The organism is Cellulomonas sp. (genome assembly GCF_017744555.1).
Lineage (GTDB): Bacteria > Actinomycetota > Actinomycetes > Actinomycetales > Cellulomonadaceae > Cellulomonas.
This window is the reverse complement of record NZ_JAGIBD010000009.1, coordinates 26,704-52,449: the sequence shown is the minus strand read 5'-3', so window position 1 is coordinate 52,449 and position 25,746 is coordinate 26,704. Positions and strand designations below refer to the sequence as shown.

The following is a 25,746-nucleotide window of genomic DNA, read 5'->3' as shown; positions in this document are numbered from 1 at the left end:
GCCGGGGGACGGCGGAAGGCGGTGCACGATGGCGGACCTCGCGCAGGCGCGCGCGGCGAAAGAGCACTTGCGCGCGACCCTCGACGGCAGGTCCGACGTCCGAGGCATCGGGATCACCGCGTCCGGTGACGGGTACGGGCTGCAGGTGAACCTCGAACGCGGCTCCGCGGACGGCGTGCCCCCACGGGTCGACGGCGTGGACGTCCGCGTCCGGGTGGTCGGCACCATCCACGCGAGCGCCTGAACCGACCCGGCCGACCGCGCCGTCCACGCCTCGACTGGACGCGCGCCCATGTCCTGGACGGGCGGCGCCCACTGGTCGGTCGTCCAGGTGTCCACCGGACGGCGCCCCGGCCACGGCTCTCGCGCCGCCCCGCCGACCGGTCGCGCCCCCGGCGGTCCCCTGGGCCCGGCCGCCGCCGCGACCGAGCCCCGGGGAGCGCTCACCCGTCCGTCAGGCGAGCGTGCACGCGGTTCCGTTGAGCGAGACCCCCGTCGGTGCCTTCGGCGTTCCCGTGCCCTGGAACCCGAACGCCACCGACCCGTGGTGGTCGATCGTCGAGTTCCACGCCGCGTTCTTCGCCGACACGGCGGTACCCGACTGCGTCGTCACGCTGTTCCAGGCCTGCGTGACCTTCTCGCCGTTCGTGAACGTCCACGTCAGCTCCCAGCCGCTGATCGCGCTCATGGAGTCGTTCGAGACGCTGATCTGGCCGATGAAGCCGCCGTTCCAGGCGTTCGACGTGTCGAACTTGACGGAGCAGCCGCCCGCCGCGGCCGTGCCCGAGCTGAACGTGAGCGTCGACGAGGCCGCGGAGACGTTCCCGGCCGCGTCGGCCGCCTTGACGTAGACGGAGTACTGCGTGCTCGGCGTCAGGCCGGACAGCATCGCGGACGTCGTCGTGGTCGTGGCGAGCACGGCGTTGGTCGACCCGTCGTACACCGTGTACTTCGTGACGCCGACGGCGTCGCTCGAGGCCGCCCAGGTCAGGCTCGCCGTCGTCCCGCCCGCCGAGGCGAGCACGGGCTTGCCCGGTGCTGTGGGTGCGGTCACGTCCGCCGAGCCCGTCGGGGTGGGCGTGGGCGTCGGGGTGGGGGTCGGCGTGGGCGTGGGGGTCGGGGTGGGCGTCGGCGTCACCGTCCCGCCCTGGAAGACGACGTCGGCGCAGTTGTAGAACGACTCCGGGCTGTCGGTCCGCTCCCAGACCGAGAACAGGATGTGCCGGCCCGACTTGTTCGGGAGCTTCGCGCTCCAGTAGTACTCGGGGCCGGCGGGGCCGCCCTGCCGGATGGGCGGGTTCAGGACGCGGTCGAAGTACGCCGGCTCGAGGTCGGCCCAGCCCAGCGGCTTCGTCTGGTCCCAGCCGTCCTTGGTCACCCAGGTCGTGAAGTAACCGGGGTGGGGCACGACGGCCGCGTACTGGAACGTGATCGTCGACCCGGACTGCAGGGTCGTCGTCGGCCAGCCCGAGGCGGGCGTGTTGAACGTGTCGAACTTCGAGTCCGGGCCGCACAGCTTCCCGTCGGGGATGGTGTCGTGCTTGCCGGCGATGAGGCTGAGCAGGTCGCCGAACCAGTTGTAGAACGGGTAGTTGCTCACGGCCAGCACGTCCTTGCAGCGCTGGTTGGTGGGCAGCACGTTGCCGGCCTGCCCGGCGGCGGCCCCGCCCGCGAGACCGTCCTGGTAGCAGGCGTACGTGCGCGTCTGCGGGAACGTGAGACCGCCGTGGGCCTCGGCGCCGGACGTCGGCAGCACGACGACGAGTGCCGCCGCCAGCCCGGCGATCGCTGCGCCGACGAGACCTCGTCGCCGCAGGGCGTGCGTGGTGGACATGGGGCTCTCCCTGATCGGAAGGCGGCGTCGTTGCCGCTCGGAGGGCTGCTGAGCACCCTGTGCCGGGGTCGGCGGGGCCCAGGCGCGACGGGTGCGCAGTGCCGGGGACGCGCTCAGGGTCGCGATCCGCCGAACAGGCGACAAGGCTGCGAACCGTTTCGGTGCCCGCTGCGCTGGCACGACGCTCGACCGGGGTGCGCGTCGGGTGATCTCATGGACCTCTCACGGCCCGGGGTCGTCGGGTGTCAGCCGAAGGGTCGATGATGGGCGCGTGACGCGCCGGAGCACTGCCGAGGGGACACGCACGGACCAGGAGTCCGATGCGTCGTTCGGTGGTGTGCGCGGCCTCGCGGTTGCGGCGCATCGCCTGGACCGCTGCCGCACCCTGGAGGACGTCGTGCAGGTCACGGCGGCGATCGCGTTCGAGGTGCTCGACGCGCGGGGCGCCGGAGTCTGCCGGATCGAGCAGGACACGTGCCGCGTCCTCGTCGTCGAGCCCTCGCCGTCCGACGCGCGGACCCGGCGGCTCGTGAGCGGCTCTTACCGCGCGGACGACAGGCCGGCGCTGCGGACCCTGATCCGCGACCGGGCGAGCTGGGTCGCGCACACCGTCACGTCCGACGGCACGCCGTTGCTGCCGGGGGACCCCGAGGCGGGCGACGAGGTCGAGTCGGCGATGCTGCGGGACATCGGGGCGGTGTCCGGGATGGCGGTCCCCCTCGTCGTGAACGGTGCCGTGTGGGGGCAGCTGCTCGCGACCCGGGCCCAGGGACGGCCGATCTTCCACGTCGACGACGTCGCCCGGGCCGAGGTCCTCGCCGCGCTCGCGGCCGGAGCGATCGCCCGCGTCGACCTCGAGGCGCAGGTGCGGCACCTCGTCGCGGACGACCCGCTGACGGGCCTCGCCAACCGGCGCGTCGCGGACACGTCCGCCGAGGCCGCGCTCGAGTCCGGCACGGAGACGTGCATCGTGATGTGCGACGTCGACGGGCTCAAGCGCGTCAACGACCAGCTCGGGCACGAGACCGGTGACGACCTTCTGCGGTCCGTCGCCGACGTGCTGCGCCGTGCCGCTGATGCGCTGCCCGGGGCGACGGCTGCCCGGATCGGCGGCGACGAGTTCTGCCTCATCACCGTCGGCCGGCGGCGGGCCGAGGTGGCCGAGGTGATGGCGGCGACGATCGCGGAGTTCCCGCTGCCGCACGGTGCCGCGATCTCGTACGGGCTCGCGTCGACGGCCGTCGCGGGCGCCGTGTCCGCGCGGCAGCTGTTCCGGCAGGCCGACATGGCGCAGTACCGCGCGAAGCGCGCCCGCGCCCGCGCACGTCGGGCCGCCGCCCCGGCCACCGCCGACCCGGCGGTCACCGCGGAGCGGGTCGTCGTCGCGGGATCAGCCGCCATCGTCGCGGCGCAGTCCGGCATCGTGCCGCGGCTGTGTGCGCTCGCGGCGGCCGCCACCGAGACGCTCGGCGGGTCCGGGTGGGCCGTGCTCATGCGCCGGCCCGGTGCGCCCGACGACGAGCCCGCGTCGGCCGTCGCACGCGGCGGCGGCCCGGCCGAGGTCGGGGCCGAGTCGTTCACGACGGTCGTCGGGCACGGGCCGTGGGTCGTCGAGGTCGGGGTGTCCGGCACGGCGGCGACCGGCGAGGTCGTCGACACGTCCCTCGACGCGCTCGTCGCGGTGGCGGTGCTCGGCGCGGGCTGATCCGGTGGCGTCGGCGCGTCAGCCGTGCAGCGGGAGCGCCAGCTCGGCAGGGCCGTCGGCGACGAGCCGCACGGGCACGCCCCAGTCCTGCGCGTTGAGGTGGCACGCCGGGTACTCGATCGCCGGGTCGGCGTCGCAGCTCGCCGCGTGCGCCGTCACGTGCAGCACGCCCTGGCCGACGTCGGGGTTGAGCCGCAGGGTGCGGTGCAGCGGGACGCCGTCGCCGGCGCCGTCGAGCAGCAGCTCGGGCGGGGTCGACGAGACCTGCAGCCGGGTGGACGGGCCGTAGCGGTCGTCGTACTTCTGCCCGGCGGCGGGCGTGAAGACGACGTCGAGCGCGACGTCCCCGGCCGCGAGCTCGGTGACGGGCCGCTGGGTGCGGTGCGCGCCCCCGTCGATCGTCCGCCCGACGCCGTCCGCGAGCGGGACGCGCGTGAGCCGGTGCGCGGCGGACTCGACGACGAGCAGCGCGAGCCCGTCGTCGGTGCTCAGGGTGACGAGCCCGCTCGGCTCGGCCAGGCCGGTCGCGAGCGTGGTGACCTCACGCGTGTCCGGGACGTACCGGCGGACGGCGCCGTTGTACGTGTCGGCGACCGCCACCGACCCGTCGGGCAGCACGGCGACGCCGAGCGGGTGCTGCATGCGGGCCTGGTCGGCCGGCCCGTCGCGGTGCCCGAAGTCGAACAGTCCCTCGCCGACGGCCGTGTGCACGGTCAGCGCGACCGGGTCCACCCACCGCAGCGCGGACGTCTCGGAGTCCGCGAGCCAGATGCGCTGGTCGGCGTCCACCGCGAGCCCGGACGGCTGCGCGAACCACGCGTCGGCGAGCGGCCCGTCGAGCAGCCCCTCGTTCTCGGTGCCCCCGAACGGCCGGACCGACCCCTGGACGGCGTCGAACGTCCACAGCGTGTGGTTGCCGGCCATCGCCACGACGAACGACCCGAGCGCGTCCGACCACACGACGTCCCACGGCGACGACAGCTTCTGCCCGCGCGGACCGGCGACGTCGGCGTCCGTGTTGTCGGCCGCGCCGACCATGTACTGCTCTCCGGTGCCGGCGAGCGTGGTCACGACCCCGTCGGACAGCCGCACCCCGCGCAGCGCGTGGTTCACCGTGTCGGCGACCACCACGTCGTACCCGAGCTGTGCGCGCAGCTCGTCGGGCACCAGGCACAGCCCGTTGGGCTCCGCGAACGACGCGTCCTGCGGACCGCCGTCGGTGAACCCCCGCTCGCCCGACCCGATCCGCCGCACGAGCGTCTCGCCGTCGGCCTCGAGCTCGACGAGGCCGTGGTGCCCGGCGTCCGCGACGAGCAGGCGGCCCTCGGGGAGCGCGACAGCCTTCGCCGGGAACTGCAGGGTGCCCGCGCGCGGCTCGGGCGCGACGTAGGGACCGGAGCCCCGGTGCAGCGTGCCCTTCGCCTCGTGCTCCGCGACCAGGTCCCGGACCAGCACCTCGACGTTGTGCCGGTGCCCCTCGCCGGCCATCTGCGCGACGACGTACCCCTCGGGGTCGATGACGACGAGCGTGGGCCACGCCCGTGCCGTGTACGCCGACCACGTCACGAGGTCCGGGTCGTCGAGCACCGGGTGGTGCACCTCGTACCGCTCCACGGCCGCCGCCAGCGCCACCGGGTCGGCCTCGTGCACGAACTTCGGCGAGTGCACGCCGACGATCACGAGGACGTCGCGGTACTGCTCCTCGAGCTCGCGCAGCTCGTCCAGGACGTGCAGGCAGTTGATGCAGCAGAACGTCCAGAAGTCCAGGATCGTGATCTTGCCGCGCAGGTCCGCGAGCGTGACGGTCCGGCCGCCGGTGTTGAGCCAGCCGCGCCCGACGAGCTCGGACGCGCGGACACGGGGCAGGCGGGCGGTGGCGGTCACCGGACCATTGTCGGTGATGCCCGCGCAGCGGTGGGCCGCGGTCCCGGGCCTGTGCGACGATCCGGAACGTGACGGTCGGATACGTGCTCGGCGGGGGCGGGGTCCGCGGCGCGGTGCAGGTCGGGATGCTCAAGGCCCTGTTCGAAGCGGGCGTGCGCCCGGACACCGTGGTCGGCACGTCGATCGGGGCGATCAACGGTGCGGCGATCGCGAAGGACCCGACGCCGGCGGTCGTCGACCGGCTCGTCGACGCGTGGGCGTCGCCCGCGGCGGCGGCGATCTACGGCGACTCGTGGGCCAAGCAGCTGCGCCGTCTGGCGAAGTCCCGCACGCACCTCAACTCGCCGGACCCGCTGCGCGCGCTGCTCGTCGACATGCTGGGGGAGGGTGTCACGTTCGAGGAGCTCGCCGTGCCTCTGGCGGTCGCGGCGGCGAGCATCGAGAGTGCGGCCGAGCGGTGGTTCGACAAGGGCCCGGTGATCGAGGCGGTGCTCGCGTCGTCGTCCGTGCCGGGGATCCTGCCGCCGACGCTCGTCGACGGGGAGCACTACGTGGACGGGGGCATCGTCAACTCGATCCCGTTGGGCGAGGCCGTCGCGCGCGGGGCGACGACCGTGTACGTGCTCCAGGTCGGCCGCATCGAGGAGACGCTCACAGCACCGGGCAAGCCGTCGGACGTCGCGCGGATCAGCTTCGAGATCGCCCGCCGGCACCGGTTCACGCGCGAGATCGGCCTGGTGCCCGACGACGTCACGGTGCACGTGCTGCCGAGCGGCGGCCCCACGAAGGGCGACGACAAGCTCGGCTCGTACCGCCGGATGGACGCGACGATGGCGCGCATCGACGCCGCGTACGCCGCGTCGGTCGCGTACCTCGAGGGCGTCCGGGCATGAGCTGGCGGCTGCCGCCCCGGTGGGTGCGCAGGGTGGTGCTCGCCCCCGCGGTGGTGCTCGCGGCCGTGCTGCTCGTGCCGACGAGCCTGCTGCTCGTCGTCTTCCTGCTCGGCGCCCTCACGTGGCTCGTGCCCGGGAAGCTCCGGATCCCGCGCATCGCGTGGATGGCGAGCTTCTACGTGCTGTGGGACGCCGCCGTGATCCTCGCGGCGTTCGGCCTGTGGATCGGCTCCGGGTTCGGGGTGTACGTCCACCGGCCCGCGTTCACGCGCGCGCACTACCGGCTGGCCGACCGGATGCTCGTCGTCCTGTTCTGGCAGGTGCGCTGGACGCTGCGCCTCGACATCGAGGTCGTGGACGCCGACCTCGGCGTGGTCCTCACCGGCACGCCCGTGGTGGTCGCGAGCCGTCACGCCGGCCCGGGCGACTCGTTCATCCTGGTCCACGCGCTGCTCAGCTGGTTCGACCGCGCGCCGCGCATCGTCCTCAAGGACACCCTGCAGTGGGACCCGGCGATCGACATCCTGCTCAACCGGCTGCCCGCGCAGTTCGTCACCCCGCGCGGGAGCCGTCGCGCCGGCGCCGCGGGCGGGTCGGACGCCGTGGGCGAGCTCGCTCGCGACCTGGGTCCGCGCGACGCGCTGCTCATCTTCCCCGAGGGCGGGAACGTGACGCCGCGGCGGCGCCTGGCCCGCATCGACGCGCTGCGCAAGGCCGGCCGGTTCCGGCTCGCCGCGGACGCCGAGCAGATGCGCAACGTCATGGCGCCGCACTCCGGCGGGATCCTGTCCGCGCTCGACGAGGCCCCGCAGGCCGGTGTCGTCTTCGTCGCGCACACCGGGCTCGACAAGCTGGTGACCGTCGCGGACATCTGGCGCGAGCTGCCGATGGACAAGCGGATCGTCATGAAGGGGTGGTCCGTGCCGCCCGACGAGGTGCCGCGCGAGCCCGCCGCGCAGGAGGAGTGGCTGTTCGCGTCGTGGCTGCGGATCGACGAGTGGATCTCCGCGAACGAGGTGCCCACCGCCACGGGGCATCACGTCCCGCCCGTCGGACCCGACGCGCCGGCAGCCCATCTCGCGCCCGCGCCCGACGCACCGGCGGACGCGCCGCAGAGCTGAGGGTCGACCCGGCGTGCGCGGAGGGCCGCCCGCGGTGTGCGAGCGGCCCTCCGGGTCGAGCAGGTGCAGGTGCGTCAGATCGTCATGACGCCGCGCACGTGGCCGTCAGCCCCGAGGTGCTGCCGCTGCCGATGTACCCGGCGGTGGCGGTGCCGCCCGCCGCGAGGCTGCCGTTCCAGGCGGCGTTCGTGATCGCGTTCGTGCCGGACAACGTGCCGTTCCACGCCTGGGTGATGGTCGCGCCGTTGACGGTGACCTTCCACCCGCTGACCGGCTTCGAGCCGGCCGTGACGACCACGTCACCGACGTAGCCGCCGTTCCAGCTGTTCGCCACCTTCACGGTCGCCGTGCAGCCGCCGTTGCCGGTGGGCTGCGGGGTCGGCGTGACGGTCGGCGTGGGGGTGGGCGTCGGCGTGATCGTCGGCGTCGGCGTCGGGGTCGGCGTGGTGGGGGTCGGCGTGGGAGTCGGGTTCGGGTTGCCGGTCCCGCCGATGTTCACGTCGCTGCACAGGAAGTACGTCTGGTCCTGGTGGCTGGCCTGCCAGATCGTGTAGATGATCGCGCGGCCCGAGCGGCCGGACGGGAGCGTCACGTCGGTCTGGTAGTCACCGGTCGTGGGGTAGGAGCCGGTCGTCTTGACGAGCTCGAGGTCCCCCCAGCCGAGCGCCTTCGTCGTGGGGTCGAAGCCTGCCTTCGAGACGTAGATCTTCAGCCAGTCCGCCCCGTGCTTCGCCCCGTCGGTGAGCGTGAGGTGGAACGTCGACGCCACGTTCGTCATGTGCCAGTTGCCCGGCGTGTCGAGGAAGTCGTACCGCGCGTCGGCCTTCGGGCCGCCCGAGCAGAGCTGGCCGTCGGGGATGTTCTCCTCGAACTTGCCGGCGAGGCCGTTGACGTACAGGCCGTTCCAGTTCCACATGTCGTCGGGGTTCGTCTTGAACGCCTGGTAGCACATGGGGTCCTGGGTCACGATGTCGCCCTGGTACCACTTGTCCCCGTTGCCCCACCGCTCGTAGCAGCCGTAGTTGCGCGTGGGCGGGTCGGTGACGGACCCGTGCGCGGACGCGGGTGCCGCGGCCACCGAGACGGCGACCACGGGGGCGATCACCGCGAGGGGGATCGCGTAGGCGAGGGTCCGGAGTCGTGCTCGTAAGGACATGGAGGTCTCCTGGTGCTCGGAATGGCGGCCCGTGTCGTCGCTGGCCCGGGGCGTGCTGCGCGCACGCCCCCGCGGAACCACTGAGTCGCACCCCGGTCGTGACCCCGCCGGACGCGTGCAGGTACACCGTGGTCGGGCACCGTGCGGGTGACCACCGCGTAAAGCGTTTAGGAAGAAGGTTTCGACACCTGCGCGGTCAGCGCTTCCCCAGCACGTAGATGCGCGGGTGGTGGCCCTTCGCGAACACCCGGACCGTCGCGCGCGGGGTCCACAGCGCGTCGGCCTCGCGCAGGCAGCGCTCCATCACCGTGATCTCGTGCGTGAGGACGACGAACGTGCCACCGTCCCGCGTCACCCGGTGCGCCGCCCGCAGCAGCCCTCCGTGCACGTCGGCCGCCGTCGCATGCGACCCGTGCAGCGTCCCCCAGGGCGGGTCGGCGTACACCACGTCGAACGGCCCGCCGTCGAGCGCGGCGCTGCCGAGTCCGGTGCTTGTCGTCGAGACCGTGGGCGGCAACCCCCGGTCTCGACGGGAACCACCGGACTCGTCGACCTGCGCCGGAGCGGGGGTCAGGTCGACGGCGAGGGCGTCGGCCTCGATCAGGGTCGTGCGGCGGGTCAGGGAGGCGGCGTCGAGGTTCGCGGCCGCGGCCGTCAGGGCCTCCGGCGCGTGGTCGACGCCCACCGCGGCCTCGGCCGGGCCGGCGAGCAGCCGTTCGACGAGCAGGGTGCCCGACCCGCACATGAGGTTGAGCACCCGGTCGGTCGGCTCGACGCCGCCGAGCCGCACCATCGCGGCGGCGATGGTCGCGTTGACCGCACCCGGGTAGTCCGCGACCCGCCACGTGCGCGCCGACAGGGGCCGCGGCCCGACCCGCACCAGCACGTCCCAGCCGGGGTCCGGCGCACCGGTCGACCGGTCCGCGCCGCGCTGCCCGGCGGCCTGCGCGCGTCCGCCCCGACCCGTCGCCTGCCCGGCCGAGCGCGCCCGGCCCGGTACCGGGGACGTCCCGGACGTGCCCCGGCGGACGCGGATGACGAGCTGCCCGTCCTGCTCGTCGTGCTGCAGCCCGGTCGCCTCACGGATCTGGTCCGCGAGCCGCCGGAACACCGCCGAGTCTGAGCCCGCCGCCTCGAACCGGAACGACGACGACCCGCCTGCCCGCAGCGACGCGTAGACGGCGTCGACGATCCGCGCCAGGTGGTCGCCGCTCGTCAGCGACCGGGGTCGGGGGACGTCGAAGTGCAGGTGGACGAACGCGGCGACCGCCGTACGCAGCCGCAGCACGTCGGCGAGCGGGCCGGTGTGACGGAGGGTCAGCGCGTCGTCGCGGCCTGGCACCGGTGCGGGCGGACGGGCGGGGGACAGGACGTCGGCGACCTCGGCGGCGAGCACGTCGGCGAGGCCGGGCAGGAACGTGAGCTCGACGTCCGTCGGGCGGGGGTCCGGCGTGGTCGCGGGGGTGCGGCCGGGGACCCGACGACGGTCGTCGCGCTGGTGCCCGCCGGTCTGTGGGCGGTGACCGGACGATCGACCCGAGGCGCCCGACGACCCGGCTGCGCCACCGGACGACCGGTCGACACCCGGTCGACGACCCGAGGCGCCCGATGAACGTCCAGCACCCGACGAACGTCCGCCGCTCCGTGCCGCACCCTTGCCCCGTGGCTGCCCGCCGCCGTGCCGTCCGGGTTCGCGTCCCTGCCGCCCCGCGGTCACGCGGGGACGGGCGCGGCTGCGCCGACGGCCCGCAGCACGAACGCCTCGGTCTGGGCGATGGCGCGCTCGCGGGCAGGTCCGTCCTCGGCGACGCCCCGGCCGGACAGGCACGCGTTGACGAGGGGCACGGTGACGTCGAGGTCCTGCTCGGGGAACGCGCCCGACGCGACGCCGGCCGTGAGGATCTGCCGCAGGAGCTGCTCGACGATGACCACGTGCTCACGCACGCGCGCCTGCGAGCCCCGGGAGAGCACGGATCGCAGCTCAGGCCCGGGGGCCACGTGGTAGACGCGTTTGAGCTGTGCCTGTGCCCGGACGTAGGCGCGGAGCTGCTCGACGGGGTCCTCGATGTCGTCGAGCGCGCGCTGCAGGGTCGCCGTGTACTGCTCGGTCTCGTGCGTGATGAACCCGAGCAGCAGCGCTTCCTTGTCAGGGAAGTGGTTGTAGACGGCCGTGCGCCCGACGCCGGCGGCGTGCGCGATGTCGGCGAGGGTGATCGCGTCGAAGCCCTGCTCGGCCATCAGGGTCGACAGCGCCGCGAAGAGCTTCTGCCGGGTCTGCTCGCGGTGCTCGTGCAGGGACCCGCCGATGATCTTGGGCATGGTGACATCGTCCCACGTTCTGTCAGAAAATCCGACCAGCGGATCGCCCGAAGCGTCCGTATGCTCGCAAGACGGGGGCAAACCACGCAGATCGTGCTCGACGAGACGGTCGGGAGGAGCGCGATGGTCGACGCCGTGCGCGCCGCGCACGAACGGTTCGTCACGACGGGCCATGCCCCCGGACGGCACGTCCGCCGTCTCGTCGTGGACTCGTGGCAGCGCAGCGCCCGCAGTGGGGTCGACCCCGAGGTCGCCTCGGCGCCCGTCGACATGACGGGCCGCACGCTCTCCGGCTACCGCCGTCAGCACCCGCTCGCGAGCGCGATGCCCGTCGTCCGGGACCTGCTCGTCAACCCCGGCGCCGACGCCGGCTGGGTCACGGCGCTGACGGACGACGTCGGGCGCATGCTCTGGGTCGAGGGTGACGGGGACGTGCGCCGCCGGGTCGAGGGCGTCGGGTTCGTCGAGGGGTCGGTGTGGCGCGAGGACTGCGCCGGCACCAACGCGCTCGGCACCGCGCTCGTCACGAACCGGCCCGTGCAGGTGGTCGGCACCGAGCACTTCGCCCGCCGCGTCCAGCCGTGGAACTGCGCCGCGGCGCCCGTGCACGCGCCGTCGGGCCGGCTCCTCGGCGTGCTCGACGTGACCGGCGGGTCGGTCGTCGCGTCCACGCTCGCGATGTCGCTGGTGCGGGCGACCGTCGCCGCGATCGAGGCCGAGCTTGCCCGGGTCGCCGGGACCACGCCCGACGAGCAGGCCGTCGCGCTGGTCGCGACGGGTGCCCACCACGCCGTCGAGGCGGGCCTGTCCGTCGAACCTGCGACGATGCCCCCGAGCGTGCCGCTCGCCGGCCCGGCGGCCCGCCTGCGGGTGCTCGGCGCGGGCGAGCCCGTCCTGCGGGTCGGGGGTGTGCCCGTCCGGCTGAGCCTGCGGCACGCCGAGATCCTGCTGCTGCTCGCCGCGCATCCGGCCGGCCTCTCCGCCGACGAGCTCGCCGTGCTGCTCAGCGCGCACGACCTGTCCGACGTCACGGTCCGCGCCGAGGTGTCCCGGCTGCGCCGTTCGGTCGGCCCGCTCATGTCGGCGTCGCGCCCGTACCGGCTCACGGCGCCCGTCCCGACCGACATCGACCTCGTCCGGTCGCTGCTCGACGCGGGGGACACGTCGGGTGCGCTCGCCTCCTACCCAGGCCCGGTGCTCGCGCGGTCGGTGGCCCCCGGCGTCGAGCGGCTGCGCGACGAGCTCACGGCCGACGTGCGGGCCGCGGTGCTCGCGAGCCGCTCGCCCGAGGTCGTGAGCCGGTGGCTCGCGTCCGACCAGGGTGCCGAGGACTGGCAGGCGTGGGAGCACCTCGCCTGGCTGTCCCCGCGCGGCACTCCCGCGCACGCCCGGGCGCTCGGCCGGCTCGACCTGCTGACGCGCCGCCTGGTCTGACCCGGTCGTCGGGCTGGCCTCGTCCGGCAGCGGGCGGCGCTCCTCCGGCGCTCGGCCCGGACCCGCCCGGGGCGGCCGCCGTCCGGGTCACGACCGCCGCGGCACGCAGACCACCCCGGTGCACTGCGGCTCGTTCCCGTTCCCGCGGGCGGTGTTGCCGCCGAGGTCGGTGACCCCCGGCGCGTAGATGCCCCACCCGGTGTTGCCGTCCACCCGGTTGCCGCCGAGCTTCAGCGCCGTCCAGTCCTCGCCCGTGGCCTGGACGACGATGCCATCCCCGCCCCGCACGACGACGTTGTCCTGCAGCACGAGGTCCCACGCGAACGGCGCGACGGTCGCGCTGAACGCGGTGCCGTTGCCGCGGAACGTGGTGCCCTGGATCGTGCCGCCCGCGGGTTCGGCGAGGACGCCTGTCGTGTTCCCGGAGATCGTCGAGCGCTGGATGACGAGGTAGGCGAGCGCCGCGTCCACCGCGGTGCCGCTGCCGCTGATGGTCGAGTCGAGGAGTGTGAGCGACGATGTGCCGGCGACCCGGATGCCGTCGGTGTTGCGTGTGAACGTGCTGGTGTCGACCGTGAAGCCCGTCTCGTAGCCGGACAGCGCCTGCGTGTTCCGCCGGAACGCCGTGCCGCTGATCTGCACGCCCGACGCGTCCGACGAGATGCCCGTGCCGTTGTCCTTGAACGTGGCGCCCTCGACGGTGGCCCGTCCGTACCAGGTGAGGTCGATCCCGGTGCCGTTGCCGCTGAACGTCGTGCGCCGGACCTCGGCCGGCGCCCAGCCCCAGCCGAACGTCTCGCCGTGCGTCTGCAGGCCGACCCGGTTGCCGGCGAGGCGGGCGTCCTCGACGACGAGCGTGAGGGCGGTCGTCTCGGCGTCGGGGTCGGCCCACCGGTTCGTGACGGCGACGTCCCAGCCGCGGAGGGTGCCGTTGCGGACGGTCGCACCCTCCGCCGGCGCGAGGACGCCCGTCCCGGTGCCGTTCCCGACGATCGCGTGGCCCCCGAGGTCCAGTGTGACGCCGGTCGCGAGCTCCAGCGCAGGGTTCGCGCCCGGGCACCGCAGGTCGGCCGTGAGCGTCGTGTCCGCGGTGAGCGTGGCGCCGCACGCGACGGGTGACGCCGACGCCACCGTCGGTGTGGCCGCGACGCCCGCGACGCCGAGCAGCACCGCGGCGAGAGCCCCGGTCGCCGTCGACGTCCGGCGGCTGCCGGTCAGGATCCTCCGTCGTGCCATGACGCGTCCTCCCGCCTGCGAGCGCCCGCCCTCCTGCGAGCGCGACAGTCCATGCAACCCGCTCGACGGTCCCGGACGCCTGCCCGAAAGGTACTGATATCGGGCGAGCTGTCCCTCACGCGCGCCCTCGGCCAGCTGTGAACCGACGGTGCAACGGTCGTGCAACGTGCGCCGACCTACGTTGCGACCAGCACGAGGCAACGACGCCGCGTGCTCGGGTGCCGTGCCACGAGCGAAGGCGCCCGGACGCTCGCCCGAGGAGATGCGATGACCGTCTACGCAGCACCCGGTAGCCCCGACAGCCTGGCCACGTTCCGCGACCGCTACGACCACTGGATCGGCGGCGAGTACGTCGCCCCGGCGTCCGGCCGCTACTTCGAGAACCCGACCCCCGTCACCGGTCGCACGTTCACCGAGGTCGCCCGCGGCGACGGCGACGACATCGAGCGCGCGCTGGACGCCGCACACGGCGCCGCCCGGACCTGGGGCAAGACGTCCGCGACGGAGCGGGCCATCGTGCTGAACAAGATCGCCGACCGCATCGAGGAGAACCTCGAGTCGCTCGCCGTCGCCGAGTGCTGGGAGAACGGCAAGCCGATCCGCGAGATCATCGCCGCGGACCTGCCGCTCGTCGTCGACCACTTCCGCTACTTCGCGGCCGCGATCCGGTCGCAGGAGGGGTCGATCTCGGAGATCGACGGCGACACGATCGCGTACCACTTCCACGAGCCGCTCGGCGTGGTCGGGCAGATCATCCCCTGGAACTTCCCGCTGCTCATGGCCACGTGGAAGCTCGCCCCGGCGCTGGCCGCCGGCAACTGCGTCGTCATGAAGCCCGCCGAGCAGACGCCCGCGTCGATCCTCGTGCTGATGGAGCTCATCGCGGACCTGCTGCCGCCGGGTGTCGTCAACGTCGTCAACGGGTTCGGCGTCGAGGCCGGCAAGCCGCTCGCGTCGTCGTCCCGGATCCGCAAGATCGCGTTCACCGGCGAGACGACGACCGGCCGGCTGATCATGCAGTACGCGTCGCAGAACATCATCCCGGTGACCCTCGAGCTCGGCGGGAAGTCGCCGAACCTGTTCTTCGAGGACGTCGCCCGCGAGAAGGACGACTTCTACGGCAAGGCCCTCGAGGGCTTCGTGATGTTCGCCTTCAACCAGGGCGAGGTCTGCACGTGCCCGTCGCGCGCGCTGGTCCAGGAGTCGATCTACGACGACTTCATGGCCGACGCGATCGAGCGGACCAGGGCCGCGAAGCAGGGCAACCCGCTCGACACCGAGACGATGGTCGGCGCGCAGGCGTCCAACGACCAGCTCGAGAAGATCCTGTCGTACATCGACATCGGCAAGGCCGAGGGTGCGAAGGTGCTGCTCGGCGGCGAGCGCGCCCAGCTCGACGGTGACCTGGCCGGCGGCTACTACGTGACGCCGACGATCTTCGAGGGCAAGAACTCGATGCGGATCTTCCAGGAGGAGATCTTCGGGCCGGTCGTCGCGGTGACGAGCTTCTCCGACTACGACGACGCCATCACCACGGCGAACGACACCCTGTACGGCCTCGGCGCCGGGGTGTGGTCGCGCGAGGCCGCCATCCAGTACCGGGCCGGGCGTGACATCCAGGCGGGTCGCGTGTGGACGAACTGCTACCACGCCTACCCGGCGGCGGCCGCGTTCGGCGGGTACAAGGGCTCGGGCGTCGGGCGCGAGAACCACAAGATGATGCTCGACCACTACCAGCAGACCAAGAACCTGCTCGTGTCGTACTCCGGGACTGCACTGGGGTACTTCTGACGGGTCGTGGGGCCAGACGTTCACCGGGGGGTGCGTCTGGGGGTCCGGTCGGGTGGGGCGAGGAGGGGACGCACCACCCGGCCGGACCGGACTTGCTGGGGAGGTCGGACGATGGAGCTACCTGAACGGGTCGCCGTGACCGAGGCCGCGGCGGACCTGCTGCGGCGCCTGCGCGAGCAGCACGGCGAGCTGATGTTCCACCAGTCGGGAGGGTGCTGCGACGGCTCGTCGCCCATGTGCTTCCCGGCGGGGGAGTTCCTCACGGGCGATGTCGACGAGCATCTCGGCGACCTCGACCTGGGTGACGGCGTGACGGTGCCGGTGTGGATGACGAAGGCGCAGTACGAGTACTGGAAGCACACGCACCTGACGATCGACGTCGTCCCGGGCCGCGGCGCCGGGTTCTCGCTCGAGGCGCCCGAGGGTGTGCGGTTCCTGCTGCGCTCGCGGCTGCTCACGGACGAGGAGTTCCTGGCCCTGCAGGGGGCGGGCGTCCTGTGAGACGTCCGTCGTGGGCAGGTCTGTCGCGCGCGGGATCCACCGTCTAGCGTGCGGGCATGACGAGCGAGACTCCCGCGACCGACATCGAGCCTGACATCAAGGACTGGACCTGGGTCCTGTCCGAGCGCTGCCCCGAGTGCGGATTCACGGCCGCCGACGTGGACCCCCGCTCGATCGGCGGCACGGTCCGCGACCTCACACCGCGGTGGGTGTCGGCGCTGCACCGCGAGGACGCCCGGGTGCGCCCGGAGCCGGCCACGTGGAGCACGCTCGAGTACGGCGCGCACGTGCGGGACGTGCTGCGGGTGTTCGACGAGCGGCTGGCCCTCATGCTCGACCAGGACGACCCGCCGTTCGCCAACTGGGACCAGGACGCGACCGCGCTCGAGGACCGGTACGACCTGCAGGACCCGCGCGTGGTGGCGGACGAGCTCGTCGACGCGTCCGAGGTGATCGCCGCCCGGTTCGACGCGGTCGGCGACGACCAGTGGGAGCGCCCGGGTCGGCGCTCGAACGGGTCGACGTTCACCGTGCGGACGCTCGGGCAGTACTTCCTGCACGACGTCGTCCACCACCTGCACGACGTGCGCGCCTGAGGCCCGGCCGGGTCCTCAGGGGCGCTGCGCGTCCTGCCGGGCCAGGTCGATCACGTCGAGCAGGAACTGCGTGCCGTGCACGCGGAGCGTGGACTCGAACAGCTCGGGGTCGCGCGCGCGGGCCGCGGCGACGATCGCGCCGAACTTCTCGGCATAGAGCTGCCGGGGCACCTCGCGGCCGAACAGGTGGAACGCCCGGTCGACGTGCAGCCGCAGCGGCCCGATCGCTGACGCGACGACGGAGTTGCCGCACCGTTCGACGAGCAGGCGGACGAACCCGATGCCGAACAGCGGGTCGGCGACCGGCTGCGGACCGGCGGCCTCCTCGAAGGCCCGACGTTCGGCGGCCGCGAGCCAGTCGATGTCGAAGTCGTCCAGGTGCGGGAGCGCGAGGCGCCCGGCGAGGCCGATCAGCGAGCCGTAGACGACGGCCGTCTCGGTGAGCAGGTCGAGGTCGAACGGGGCGACGCGGTAGCTGCGGCTCGCCTCGATGCGGACCAGCCCGGCCTCGGCGAGGCGTCGGAACGCTTCGCGGACAGGTGTGCGCGACACCCCCAGGCGCTCGGCGACGTCGGCCTCACGCAGCGTCTCGCCCGGGGCGAGCCGACCCTCGACGATCTCGTGCTCGATCCGGCGGTACACGCCGTCGGCGAGCGCCGTCGTCGACGGTCGCGGGACGAGCGGTGCCTCGGACGCTCGCACGCGACCTCCTGGTGAGACGGTTTCCGCCGACAGCCTAGGGCCGGGGTAGTGGCTCAGGCGGTGACCTCGACGCTCTTGCGGGTGCCCCAGCCCACCTTCGTGACGGTCACGAGCGCGTAGAGCCGCAGGCCGCCGATGACCGTGGCCTGCCACAGGCCGACGAGCGGCGCGCAGGCGAACGTCAGCGCGCGTTGCCACGCGGACTGGTCGCTGCGGCGCAGCGACAGGTACGGCGTCGAGAACAGGAGCACCAGGGCTCCTGCGACGGCCCCCGTCCAGGCCAGCCCGGCCGGGTTCACGCCGTGGCTCGCGATCGCGATGCCCACGAGCACGGCGAGCCCCGCGACCGTCCTCGCCCACTTGAGCAGGTGGACCCAGTACGCCAGGCCCCGCACCGGGAGCTCCTGGAAGCGGCAGGCGGCCCGCAGGTACGACCCGCGCATCCACCGCAGCTGCTGGCGGGCGTGGTGGCTCAGCCGCTCGGGCATGAGCGTGAAGGCGAACACCGAGGCCTGCTGCACCGCGCGCCCGCGCTGCAGCGCGAACATCGTCAGCAGGCTGTCGTCGGACTGGTGCACGGGCCGGCCGAGCAGCGTCTCGCCGAGGTACTGCTCGGCGTTGTCGAGGAGCACGGCGGCCCGGTAGTAGGCGCAGCCGCCGGAGTTCACGAGCACGCACCCCATCGCCGACAGGCCGCCCCGGTCGACCATCTGCCAGGCGCCGAACCAGATCTCCTGCAGCCGGGTCAGGAGGTTGGTCCGGTAGTTCAGGACCAGGATGTGACCGGCGACGGACTGGACGGTGGGGTCCGCGAACCGGGGCATCGCTTCCTCGGTGGCCCGGGCGTCCACGATCGTGTCGCTGTCGACGGTCAGGTAGACGTCGGCGTCGAGCACGTGGTCCGCCCCGGTCATCTGGGCCCGCCGCTTGCCGCCGTTGACCTGCCGGGTCCAGTACCCGGCGACACCGACCTCCTCGCACCGGGCCAGGAACCAGGCCTTGACGTCGGCGTAGTCGCCGCTCGTCGACCCGTCGTCCACCACGCACACGGCGTAGAGCGGTCGCGTCTGCCCGAGCAGCGAGTCCAGGCAGCGTCGCAGCGCGTCGGGGTCCTCGTTGTAGGCGGGGACGAGCGCGGCGACCTTGAGGTCCGCCGTGGGGGAGCCGTCCGCCCGGTCGTGGCGCGGCTGCTGGTCGCGGGCGGCGAGGACGAGCTGCACGAGCACGCAGAGCACGGCGACGAGGTAGACGCCGTCGACCCACGGGTTGCGGTCGACGACCACGATCGCCCACAGGTGGAAGGCGGCGTAGAGCGCCATGGCGACCGCGGTCCCGGTGAGCAGCCAGGTGGCGGCGCCCGAGCTCACGCGTGCCGACAGCTCGTCGTCACGGTTCCGCACGGCGCCGTCGTTCACGACGACGCCTGCTGCGACGTCCGACGCCCGCTGCGCCGACGCGCGAGCCGGAGCAGCACGGCGCCGGCGACGACCAGGACGGCGGCCGACCCGAGGATCCAGGCGGCTCCGGCAGAGCCGGTCGCGGCCAGCCCGCCCGCGGCGGTGCCCGCGAACAGCACCTCGGAGACGATCGGGGAGTTCCCCTCACTCATGGCTCTCTCACTCCTTCTGACGGATGCGGTATACCCAACGACTCCAGGGTGCCGGTGAAGTTCCGAAAGAGCCTGGGACCAAGGGCTCTATTTCGGACTTTCGGTATACCCGTAACGTGGAGGACGTACCCGCCGCTTCGACCAGAGAGAGACAAACCGTGACCACGCAGACGCTCCTCCGCCCCACCGACGACGTCCTGACGTCCTCCGCGCCCCACCGCGACCGGCCGACCGTGTACGACGTCGCGATCGTCGGGCTCGGTTACGTGGGCCTGCCGCTCGCGCAGGAGGCGTGCCGTACCGGGATGGCCGTGGCCGGGTACGACCTGTCGACCCGCGTCGTCGACGGCCTCCTGCAGGGCCGCTCGCACGTGGACGACCTCAGCGACACCGACATCGCGACCATGACGGCGGCAGGGTTCACGCCCGGCACCGACACGTCCGTGCTCGCACAGGCGGCCACGATCGTCATCTGCGTGCCCACGCCCCTGTCGGCCACCGGGGGCCCGGACCTGGGGGCCGTGCGCGGCGCCGTCCGCACGGTCGGCGAGCAGCTGCAGCCCGGCACGCTGGTGATCCTGGAGTCGACCACCTACCCCGGGACCACCGAGGAGCTCGTCGCCCCCATGCTCGAGGAGTTCTCCGGGCTGCGCGCCGGGCGCGACTTCGCCCTCGCGTTCTCCCCGGAGCGGGTGGACCCCGGCAACGCCCGGTTCGGGATCCGCAACACCCCGAAGGTCGTCGGTGGGCTCACCGCGACGTGCACCGAGCGCGCGGTCGAGTTCTACGGCCGGGTCGTCGACCGGGTCGTGCCGGTGCGCAGCACGCGTGAGGCCGAGACGGCCAAGCTGCTCGAGAACACCTACCGTCAGGTCAACATCGCCCTGGTCAACGAGCTCGCCCGCGCCTTCCACGAGCTCGACATCGACGTCTGGGACGTGATCGGCGCCGCCGAGACCAAGCCGTTCGGGTTCCAGGCGTTCCGCCCCGGGGTCGGCGTGGGCGGGCACTGCATCCCGATCGACCCGATGTACCTCAACCACCAGGTCCGCCAGCAGCTCGGCCGCCCGCTGCGGATGGTCGAGCTCGCCCAGGAGATCAACACCTCCCAGCCCGCCTACGTCGTGACCCGCGTCGCCGAGCTCCTCGGCCGCCCCCTGGCCGGCGCGCACGTCCACCTGCTCGGCGTGACCTACAAGGCGAACATCGCCGACGACCGCGAGTCCCCGGCGCACCCCCTGGCCGAGCTGCTCGTCGCCGCCGGTGCGCACGTCACGTTCCACGACCCGCTGGTGCGCGAGTGGGACGTCGCCGGCGTGCAGCGCGTCACGGACGCGGGCCAGGCTGCCGCCGTCGCCGGCGCCGATGCCGTCGTGCTCGTCCAGGACCACGACCAGTACGACGTCGATGCGTTGGCCGGTGCGGCGCGGCTCTTCCTCGACACCAAGGGCAAGGCCACCACCGCGGCGGCGCACACGCTCTGAGCGGCGCGCCGTGAGCGTTGTCCACAGGGTTCGTCCACACCCGTGTGTAGAGCGGGTGAAGCCTGTGGATGACGCCTGTCACCGCAGGTCATCGCGACTCGCCGGGCACCACGCCGAGCCGAAACATGTTGGAATCACCGCGTGTGTAGGGTCCGCCGCCATGAGCCTGGCTGACGTCGCGTTGCCGGTGGGACTCACGGACAGGCACGTGCTCGTCGTGCCGCGGGGCACGGACGTGCTCGCGCTCGCGACGGCATGGTTCCCGGATGCGCAGTGGTCGAGAGCGCCCGTGCAGGCGGGTGTCGGGGGCCGGATGACGGGTGCCCGGTTCCGCGGCATGGCGGCCCAGCCGGCGGCCGGCGCGGCCGGTGTGCTGCGGATCGACGCGTCCGCAGCGCTCGAAGGCCCCGTGCCCCTCGGCCCGGACGCCGCGCGGGAGCTCGGTCAGCAGGACGTCGTCGCGTACGCGCTCGTGCCCGCCGACCCGATGGTGCCGCTCACCGGGGCCGCGCTCGACCTCGTGACCGGCTGGCTCGTCGCCTCGGCCCGGCGGGTCGGCGGCGCGATCCTGCCGGCCGACCGCAGCCGCGTCGTCGTGCCCGACCCCGCGGCGGCCGTTGACCTGACGCTGTGGTCGGCGGTTCCGATGTCGGCGCACGAGGCCGTCCCGCTCGTCCGGCCGGCGCTGCACGGCGCGCGCATCGGCACGGGCGACGTGCCGAGCCAGGGCTACGCGCCCGAAGGGGCGTTCTCGATCACGGCGGTCTTCGAGTACGACGGTGCCGTGACCGTGCGGGCGGACCGGTCGCGGGACGTGCCGATGGTGCTGTCGTCGCTCGACTGGCGCGAGTACGGCCCGTGGGCGTACCACGTGGTCTGGCAGCCGACGTCGCCCGAGGAGCTCACGCTCGACCAGCCGTCACCGCTGCACGTCATCGCCCGCTCGCGCGTCAGCCCCGGGATCGCCCGCGCGACGTCGGCCCTGTGGCGGGCTGTGGGCGGGACGGTGGTCGACAGCGGAGGGTTCCTGGTCACGCCCGACGAGCTGCGCGAGCGGGCGTCGAACATCCCGCGCTGAGCGGTCAGCCCGGCGGTCACTCGAAGGGCACGGACCCCGCAGGCACCAGGTCGACCGCGACGCGCGGGTGCGCACCCTTCCCCTCGGTGAAGATGACGCCCCGCAGCGGCGGCACGTCGCCGTAGTCGCGCCCCCACCCGAGCAGCACGTACCGGTCGTCGACGAGCTGGTCGTTGGTCGGGTCGATCTCCACCCACCCGGCCCCGGGCAGCCACGCGGACACCCACGCGTGCGACGCGTCCGCTCCGCGCAGCTTCTCGCGCCCGGCGGGCGGCCGGGTCTCGATGTACCCGCTGGTGTACCGCGCGGGCAGGCCGTACGTGCGCAGCGCGGCGATCATCAGGTGCGCGAAGTCCTGGCACACGCCGGCGCCCTGCGCGAGCAGCTGCGCCTGGGTCGTGTGCACGGTCGTCGAGCCGGACCGGTACGTGAGCTCGGTGCGGATGCGGTGCGCGAGGTCGACGACCACGGCGGCCAGCGGGCGCCCCGGTGTGAACGTCGGCTCGGCCCACGTGCGCACCTCGTCGACGAGCCGCACGTGCGTCGACGGCAGCACGGCCTCCCGCAGCCCGACGAGGGCGTGCTCGTCGACGGCGGCGACCTCCAGCTCCCCCGAGGCGACGGCGCGGGCGACGTCCTCCCACGGCACGGTCGGCAGCGTGTCGGGGTCGGGGGCGACACGCGAGACCTCGACGGACGACCGCGACGTGACGACGAGCCGGGTGTGCGGGGTCGTGACGCCGAAGAACGTGGTCCGGTTGCCGTAGTAGTCGACGTGCGTGGCCGTGTCGGCGGGAGTCGGGTCGACCACCACGCTCGTCGAGTGCACCACCTGGCCCGGCAGGTCGCGCGGGGTCATCGTCGTGCGACCGTACGAGTCGGTGACGGGCTGCGGGTACTCGTACGTCGTGCGGTGCACGAGGTCGTAGGCGCGGCTCATGCGTCCCACGCGTCCTCGAGCGGGCGGAGGGGTGCGGGGCGGACGAAGTGGACGCGCTCGATCTCGTCGGAGGCGGCGCGCAGCCGCCACAGGATCGAGTCGAGCGTCTCGGCGAGCCGCGTGCGGCGGCCGTCGTCGGACACCGTGGTCGCCGCCGTCGCGGGGTCGAGCTCGGAGAGCAGGTCGACGACGTCGGCCAGCAGGTGCTCGGGCGCCGGCCCGGGGACGGCGGCGAGGTCCTCGCGCAGGCGCTCCACCTGGTACTGCAGCGAGCGGGGGTTCGACGGGTCGAGCAGCAGCAGGTCGAGCACCTCCGCGACGCCGCCGTCGGACTGGTACCGCCGGCGGAACGTGATGGCCGACTCCTGCGTGAGCAGCACGGAGTCGATGACCAGCCGCTCGACGCCGCGCGGACGCCGGTCGACGAGCGTCGCGAGCAGGCTCTCGACGAGGTGCTGCGCGCGCTCGACGCGCCGCCCGGCGTCGAGGAACTGCCACCCGACGTCCCGGACCAGCCCCTCGGCGCTGATGCCCGCGACGGCGAGCAGCCCCTCGAGCACCCGGTCGAGCGCGGGCCGCAGGCCGACAGTGACCGTCTGGGCGTCGGTCGACGCGCCCAGGTCGAGCGTCTCCGCCGACCGCGACCGGCTGCGTGCACGGGCGCGCTCGTCGCGCAGCGCCCGCTCGATGCGCGCGAGCGGGATGAACGTGTCCGTCGAGAGCTGGTCGCGCACGGCCGCGGCGGCGGCGGCGAGCCGGCGGACCGACCGGGCCACCGTGCCGGGTGTGGACGGGTCGAGCACGAGCGCCCGGAACGCGGGCGTGCCGTCGCCCGCGGTGCGCGGGTGGTCGCCGAACAGCGACGCGTGGTGCTCGTCGGACTCGGGCGCGCCGGGGTCGACGTCGGCCGTGAGGGCGTCGATGAGCACCGTCAGCGCGCGGCCGCCCACGGACGCCGGGCGCCGGTGGAAGTCGTCCCAGCGGTCGACGACGACCCGCAGCACGCGCACCTGGTCCTCGGCCCGCTCGGCGTACCGGCCCATCCAGAAGAGGTTCTCGGCGGTGCGCGGCGAGATGCCGGTCGCGGGCCGGCGCGGGCTGACGAGCTCTGCGGGCGCCTCGTCGGGCGCGGGGGCCTCGGTGTCGGCGTGCGCGGCCAGCACCCACACGTCCTTGGCGGTCGCGCCGGTCGCCGAGGAGACGACGTGGTCGTCGGCCACGCGCGCGAGGCCGCCGGCCATCACGGTGTACGACGCGCCGTGACCGACCGCGTACGTGCGCAGGACCGCGGCCCGGGGTCCGGGGGCCCCGGCGGCGACCGGCTGCTCGCTGCCGATCCCGACGGTGCTCTCGTCGACCACCGGGCCGGCAGGCCCGACGGCCTCCTGACCCACCCACGCCCACGGCTCGGCCTCGACGCGCGCGGCGAGCTCGGCACGCTCCCGGTGGCTCAGCGTCCAGCCCAGCACCGCACCCGCGCCGGCGTCCCGGGTGGTGGGCAGCAGCACGAGGTCCGTCATCCGGGTCAGCACGTGCTGCCGGGCGGTCGCGTCGCCGCACCACCACGTCGGCGCCGACGGCAGCGCGAGGTCCTGATCGAGCACCGTCCGGGCCAGCCGCGGCAGGTACGGCAGGAGCGCTGGGCTCTCCAGCACGGACGAGCCGAGCGGGTTGACGATGCTCACGTTCCCGTGGCGGACGGCCCGCACCAGCCCTGGCACACCGAGCCGCGACCCGGCACGCAGGTCGAGGGGGTCACACCACTCGGCGTCGACCCGCCGCAGGATGACGTCGACCCGCTCGAGCCCGTCGAGCCCGCGCATCCACACGCGCCCCTCGCGGACCAGCAGGTCGGTGCCCTCGACGAGCGGCAGGCCCAGCATCGACGCGAGGTACGCCTGGTCGAACGCGGTCTCGGACGCGGGCCCGGACGTCAGCAGCACCACGTGCGGCTGCTCGACCCCGCCGGGTGCGACGTCCCGCAGTGCGAGCCGCATCGCCTGGAAGAACGGTCCGAGCCGCTGGATCGGCGCCTGGCGGTACACCCCGGCCATGACCTGTGCGACGACCCGGCGGTCCTCCATCGCGTAGCCCGCGCCGGACGGTGCCTGCGTCCGGTCGCCGACCGCGCACCACCCGCCGTCGGCGTCGCGCACCAGGTCGGTGGACGTGAGGATCAGCTCGCGCCCGCCGGGCATCCGCAGGCCGTCGACGGCCCGCAGGAAGCCGGGGTGGCTCAGCACGGTGGTCGGCGGGAGGAGGTCGTCCGTGAGCAGGCGGCGGGCGCCGTAGACGTCCTGCAGGACCGCGTCGAGCAGCTCGGCGCGCTGCACGAGCGCGGCGTCGAGACGCGTCCACTCGGGCTCGTCGACGATCACCGGGGTCGGGTCGAGCAGCCAGGGGCGGGCGCCGTCGGGCCGGTCCGTGCCGTACGTGACACCGTGCTCGGCGAGCAGCAGGTCGGTCGCGTCGCGCGCGCGGGCCAGGTCGGCGGGCGTCGGCTCGTCGGCGGGGTCGGTGAGCCACGACCAGTCGGGGGCGTGCACCGGTCCGGCGCCCGCTGCGGGCGCGTCCAGGCGCGGCCGGGGCGACGAGAGCAGGTCGGTCACACCGAGAGTCTCGCTCACGTCGGGCACGGACGTGCAGGTCGGCGCGCTGGACGGACACGGTGGCGCCTGGGCGCGGCGGGATGACGGCCGACCGCGACGGGGCCAGACTCGATCCGGCAACCTGGACGAGCAGGAGGTGGCGCATGGACCCCGCGGCGGTCATGACCTGGGTGGCGGAGTACGAACGGGCGTGGCGCGAGCGCGACGTCGACGCCGTCGGGCGCCTGTTCACCGACGACGCGTCGTACCTGCGCAGCCCGTACGACGACCCGCCGCTGCGCGGGCTCGCGGCGATCCGGGACTTCTGGGCGGACGACACGCCGTTCGAGATGACGGCGGAACCCGTCGCCGTCCAGGGCGACACCGCGGTCGTGCGCGTCGAGGTCCACTACGGCGGCGACCGGCCGAAGGAGTACCGGGACCTGTGGGTCGTGCGGTTCGACGGGGACGGCCGGGCGTCGTGGTTCGAGGAGTGGGCCTACTGGCCGGACAAGGCGTACACGCAGTCGGGGTGACCGACAACTGTCGGATATCTCACACGCTCGCCGCGATCGAGCAGGTCAGCGCGCCGGAGCGTGGCCGGGTGAATGCAGAGCGGACGAACGTCTTACTACGGTGCTCGACGGCCGATGTGAACTGAGAGGCCCGTTGGAAGAGGAGGTCCCCATGGACACCAGCACCACCCCGCGTGCGACCGTCGACACGTTCGAGTCGGCGAACCCGTTCCTCGGAGAGACCGAGACGATCGTCGTGGCCGGCCGCGCCCTCGACGGTCAGCGCATCAACGACGTCCCCACGCAGCGCACGCACGACTGACGGCGACCTTCGTCGACCGCCGTCGCGGCCGTCCGGCA

The 25,746-nt window shown here is 73.7% G+C and carries 23 protein-coding genes; 12 read left to right on the top strand and 11 right to left on the bottom strand.

Annotated features, from left to right (window positions below; all coding sequences use genetic code 11):
• Window positions 1-28: 28 nt before the first annotated feature.
• Window positions 29-244 (top strand): hypothetical protein, encoded by a 216-nt coding sequence (locus J7523_RS08080; protein WP_291884665.1) that lies wholly within the window; start codon window positions 29-31, stop codon window positions 242-244.
• A 210-nt stretch (window positions 245-454) separates the two neighbouring features.
• Here J7523_RS08080 and J7523_RS08075 read toward each other — a convergent pair whose 3' ends face one another.
• Window positions 455-1,834 (bottom strand): lytic polysaccharide monooxygenase, encoded by a 1,380-nt coding sequence (locus J7523_RS08075; RefSeq protein ID WP_291884663.1) that lies wholly within the window; start codon window positions 1,832-1,834, stop codon window positions 455-457.
• A 271-nt stretch (window positions 1,835-2,105) separates the two neighbouring features.
• Between J7523_RS08075 and J7523_RS08070 the strand changes: the two genes are divergently transcribed.
• Window positions 2,106-3,539 carry a GGDEF domain-containing protein gene (locus tag J7523_RS08070; protein ID WP_291884660.1) on the top strand — a complete coding sequence of 478 codons (1,434 nt, stop codon included), beginning with the start codon at window positions 2,106-2,108 and terminating at the stop codon, window positions 3,537-3,539.
• Window positions 3,540-3,557: 18 nt separating this feature from the next.
• Here J7523_RS08070 and J7523_RS08065 read toward each other — a convergent pair whose 3' ends face one another.
• A complete protein-coding gene (locus J7523_RS08065; RefSeq protein ID WP_291884658.1) occupies window positions 3,558-5,423 on the bottom strand; it encodes an NHL domain-containing thioredoxin family protein in 1,866 nt (621 codons plus the stop codon).
• 68 nt (window positions 5,424-5,491) lie between these two features.
• Between J7523_RS08065 and J7523_RS08060 the strand changes: the two genes are divergently transcribed.
• Together J7523_RS08060 and J7523_RS08055 are read left to right on the top strand one after the other, a co-directional pair.
• Entirely contained in the window at window positions 5,492-6,316 is an 825-nt protein-coding gene (locus J7523_RS08060; RefSeq protein WP_291884656.1) for a patatin-like phospholipase family protein, read from the top strand.
• On the top strand, window positions 6,313-7,437 hold the full coding sequence (locus J7523_RS08055; protein ID WP_291884654.1) for a 1-acyl-sn-glycerol-3-phosphate acyltransferase: 1,125 nt from the start codon (window positions 6,313-6,315) through the stop codon (window positions 7,435-7,437). Before J7523_RS08060 ends, J7523_RS08055 begins: the two co-directional genes overlap by 4 nt.
• A gap of 82 nt (window positions 7,438-7,519) precedes the next feature.
• On the opposite strand, the gene J7523_RS08050 is transcribed toward J7523_RS08055, so the two are convergent.
• The 3 genes from J7523_RS08050 to J7523_RS08040 all read right to left on the bottom strand — a co-directional run bounded on the left by J7523_RS08050 (window position 7,520) and on the right by J7523_RS08040 (window position 10,912).
• On the bottom strand, window positions 7,520-8,593 hold the full coding sequence (locus J7523_RS08050) for a lytic polysaccharide monooxygenase (protein WP_291884651.1): 1,074 nt from the start codon (window positions 8,591-8,593) through the stop codon (window positions 7,520-7,522).
• Window positions 8,594-8,789: 196 nt separating this feature from the next.
• Entirely contained in the window at window positions 8,790-9,989 is a 1,200-nt protein-coding gene (locus tag J7523_RS08045) for an RNA methyltransferase (protein ID WP_291884648.1), read from the bottom strand.
• Window positions 9,990-10,306: 317 nt separating this feature from the next.
• Window positions 10,307-10,912, bottom strand: a complete 606-nt coding sequence (locus tag J7523_RS08040) for a TetR/AcrR family transcriptional regulator (protein WP_291884646.1) — start codon at window positions 10,910-10,912, stop codon at window positions 10,307-10,309.
• A 123-nt stretch (window positions 10,913-11,035) separates the two neighbouring features.
• Here J7523_RS08040 and J7523_RS08035 point away from each other — a divergent pair, with 123 nt between their 5' ends.
• Window positions 11,036-12,346 carry a helix-turn-helix domain-containing protein gene (locus J7523_RS08035; RefSeq protein ID WP_291884645.1) on the top strand — a complete coding sequence of 437 codons (1,311 nt, stop codon included), beginning with the start codon at window positions 11,036-11,038 and terminating at the stop codon, window positions 12,344-12,346.
• An 87-nt stretch (window positions 12,347-12,433) separates the two neighbouring features.
• Here J7523_RS08035 and J7523_RS08030 read toward each other — a convergent pair whose 3' ends face one another.
• The gene (locus J7523_RS08030; protein ID WP_291884642.1) at window positions 12,434-13,582 is read right to left on the bottom strand and encodes a right-handed parallel beta-helix repeat-containing protein; all 1,149 of its coding nucleotides are present in this window, start codon (window positions 13,580-13,582) and stop codon (window positions 12,434-12,436) included.
• A 267-nt stretch (window positions 13,583-13,849) separates the two neighbouring features.
• Between J7523_RS08030 and J7523_RS08025 the strand changes: the two genes are divergently transcribed.
• From J7523_RS08025 to J7523_RS08015, 3 genes are all read left to right on the top strand, one after another.
• Window positions 13,850-15,373: an aldehyde dehydrogenase family protein gene (locus J7523_RS08025; RefSeq protein WP_291884640.1), complete on the top strand. Its 1,524-nt coding sequence runs from the start codon at window positions 13,850-13,852 to the stop codon at window positions 15,371-15,373.
• Window positions 15,374-15,484: 111 nt separating this feature from the next.
• The gene (locus J7523_RS08020; RefSeq protein WP_291884638.1) at window positions 15,485-15,874 is read left to right on the top strand and encodes a DUF779 domain-containing protein; all 390 of its coding nucleotides are present in this window, start codon (window positions 15,485-15,487) and stop codon (window positions 15,872-15,874) included.
• Between the two features lie 56 nt (window positions 15,875-15,930).
• Entirely contained in the window at window positions 15,931-16,470 is a 540-nt protein-coding gene (locus J7523_RS08015) for a DinB family protein (protein ID WP_291884636.1), read from the top strand.
• A gap of 15 nt (window positions 16,471-16,485) precedes the next feature.
• Here J7523_RS08015 and J7523_RS08010 read toward each other — a convergent pair whose 3' ends face one another.
• Genes J7523_RS08010 through J7523_RS08000 form a run of 3 tightly spaced genes read right to left on the bottom strand, consistent with a single transcriptional unit; the run spans window position 16,486 to window position 18,781 of the window.
• Complete coding sequence (locus J7523_RS08010) at window positions 16,486-17,172, bottom strand: GntR family transcriptional regulator (RefSeq protein ID WP_291884634.1); 687 nt, start codon at window positions 17,170-17,172, stop codon at window positions 16,486-16,488.
• Window positions 17,173-17,225: 53 nt separating this feature from the next.
• Window positions 17,226-18,572, bottom strand: coding sequence for a glycosyltransferase (locus J7523_RS08005; RefSeq protein ID WP_291884631.1), 1,347 nt, complete (start codon window positions 18,570-18,572; stop codon window positions 17,226-17,228).
• An 11-nt stretch (window positions 18,573-18,583) separates the two neighbouring features.
• Window positions 18,584-18,781 (bottom strand): hypothetical protein, encoded by a 198-nt coding sequence (locus tag J7523_RS08000; protein WP_291884627.1) that lies wholly within the window; start codon window positions 18,779-18,781, stop codon window positions 18,584-18,586.
• A gap of 233 nt (window positions 18,782-19,014) precedes the next feature.
• On the opposite strand from J7523_RS08000, the gene J7523_RS07995 reads away from it, so the two are divergent.
• Window positions 19,015-20,265: a nucleotide sugar dehydrogenase gene (locus J7523_RS07995; RefSeq protein WP_291884847.1), complete on the top strand. Its 1,251-nt coding sequence runs from the start codon at window positions 19,015-19,017 to the stop codon at window positions 20,263-20,265.
• Between the two features lie 160 nt (window positions 20,266-20,425).
• Entirely contained in the window at window positions 20,426-21,343 is a 918-nt protein-coding gene (locus J7523_RS07990) for a hypothetical protein (RefSeq protein ID WP_291884624.1), read from the top strand.
• Between the two features lie 16 nt (window positions 21,344-21,359).
• Here the strand turns inward: J7523_RS07990 and J7523_RS07985 are convergent, their stop codons facing one another.
• Window positions 21,360-22,283, bottom strand: coding sequence for a transglutaminase family protein (locus J7523_RS07985; RefSeq protein ID WP_291884622.1), 924 nt, complete (start codon window positions 22,281-22,283; stop codon window positions 21,360-21,362).
• Window positions 22,280-24,892, bottom strand: coding sequence for a circularly permuted type 2 ATP-grasp protein (locus J7523_RS07980; RefSeq protein ID WP_291884621.1), 2,613 nt, complete (start codon window positions 24,890-24,892; stop codon window positions 22,280-22,282). The genes J7523_RS07985 and J7523_RS07980 overlap by 4 nt, the downstream gene beginning before the upstream one ends.
• A gap of 143 nt (window positions 24,893-25,035) precedes the next feature.
• Here J7523_RS07980 and J7523_RS07975 point away from each other — a divergent pair, with 143 nt between their 5' ends.
• Complete coding sequence (locus tag J7523_RS07975; protein WP_291884619.1) at window positions 25,036-25,407, top strand: nuclear transport factor 2 family protein; 372 nt, start codon at window positions 25,036-25,038, stop codon at window positions 25,405-25,407.
• 151 nt (window positions 25,408-25,558) lie between these two features.
• Window positions 25,559-25,708, top strand: a complete 150-nt coding sequence (locus J7523_RS07970; RefSeq protein WP_291884617.1) for a hypothetical protein — start codon at window positions 25,559-25,561, stop codon at window positions 25,706-25,708.
• Window positions 25,709-25,746: the final 38 nt, after the last annotated feature.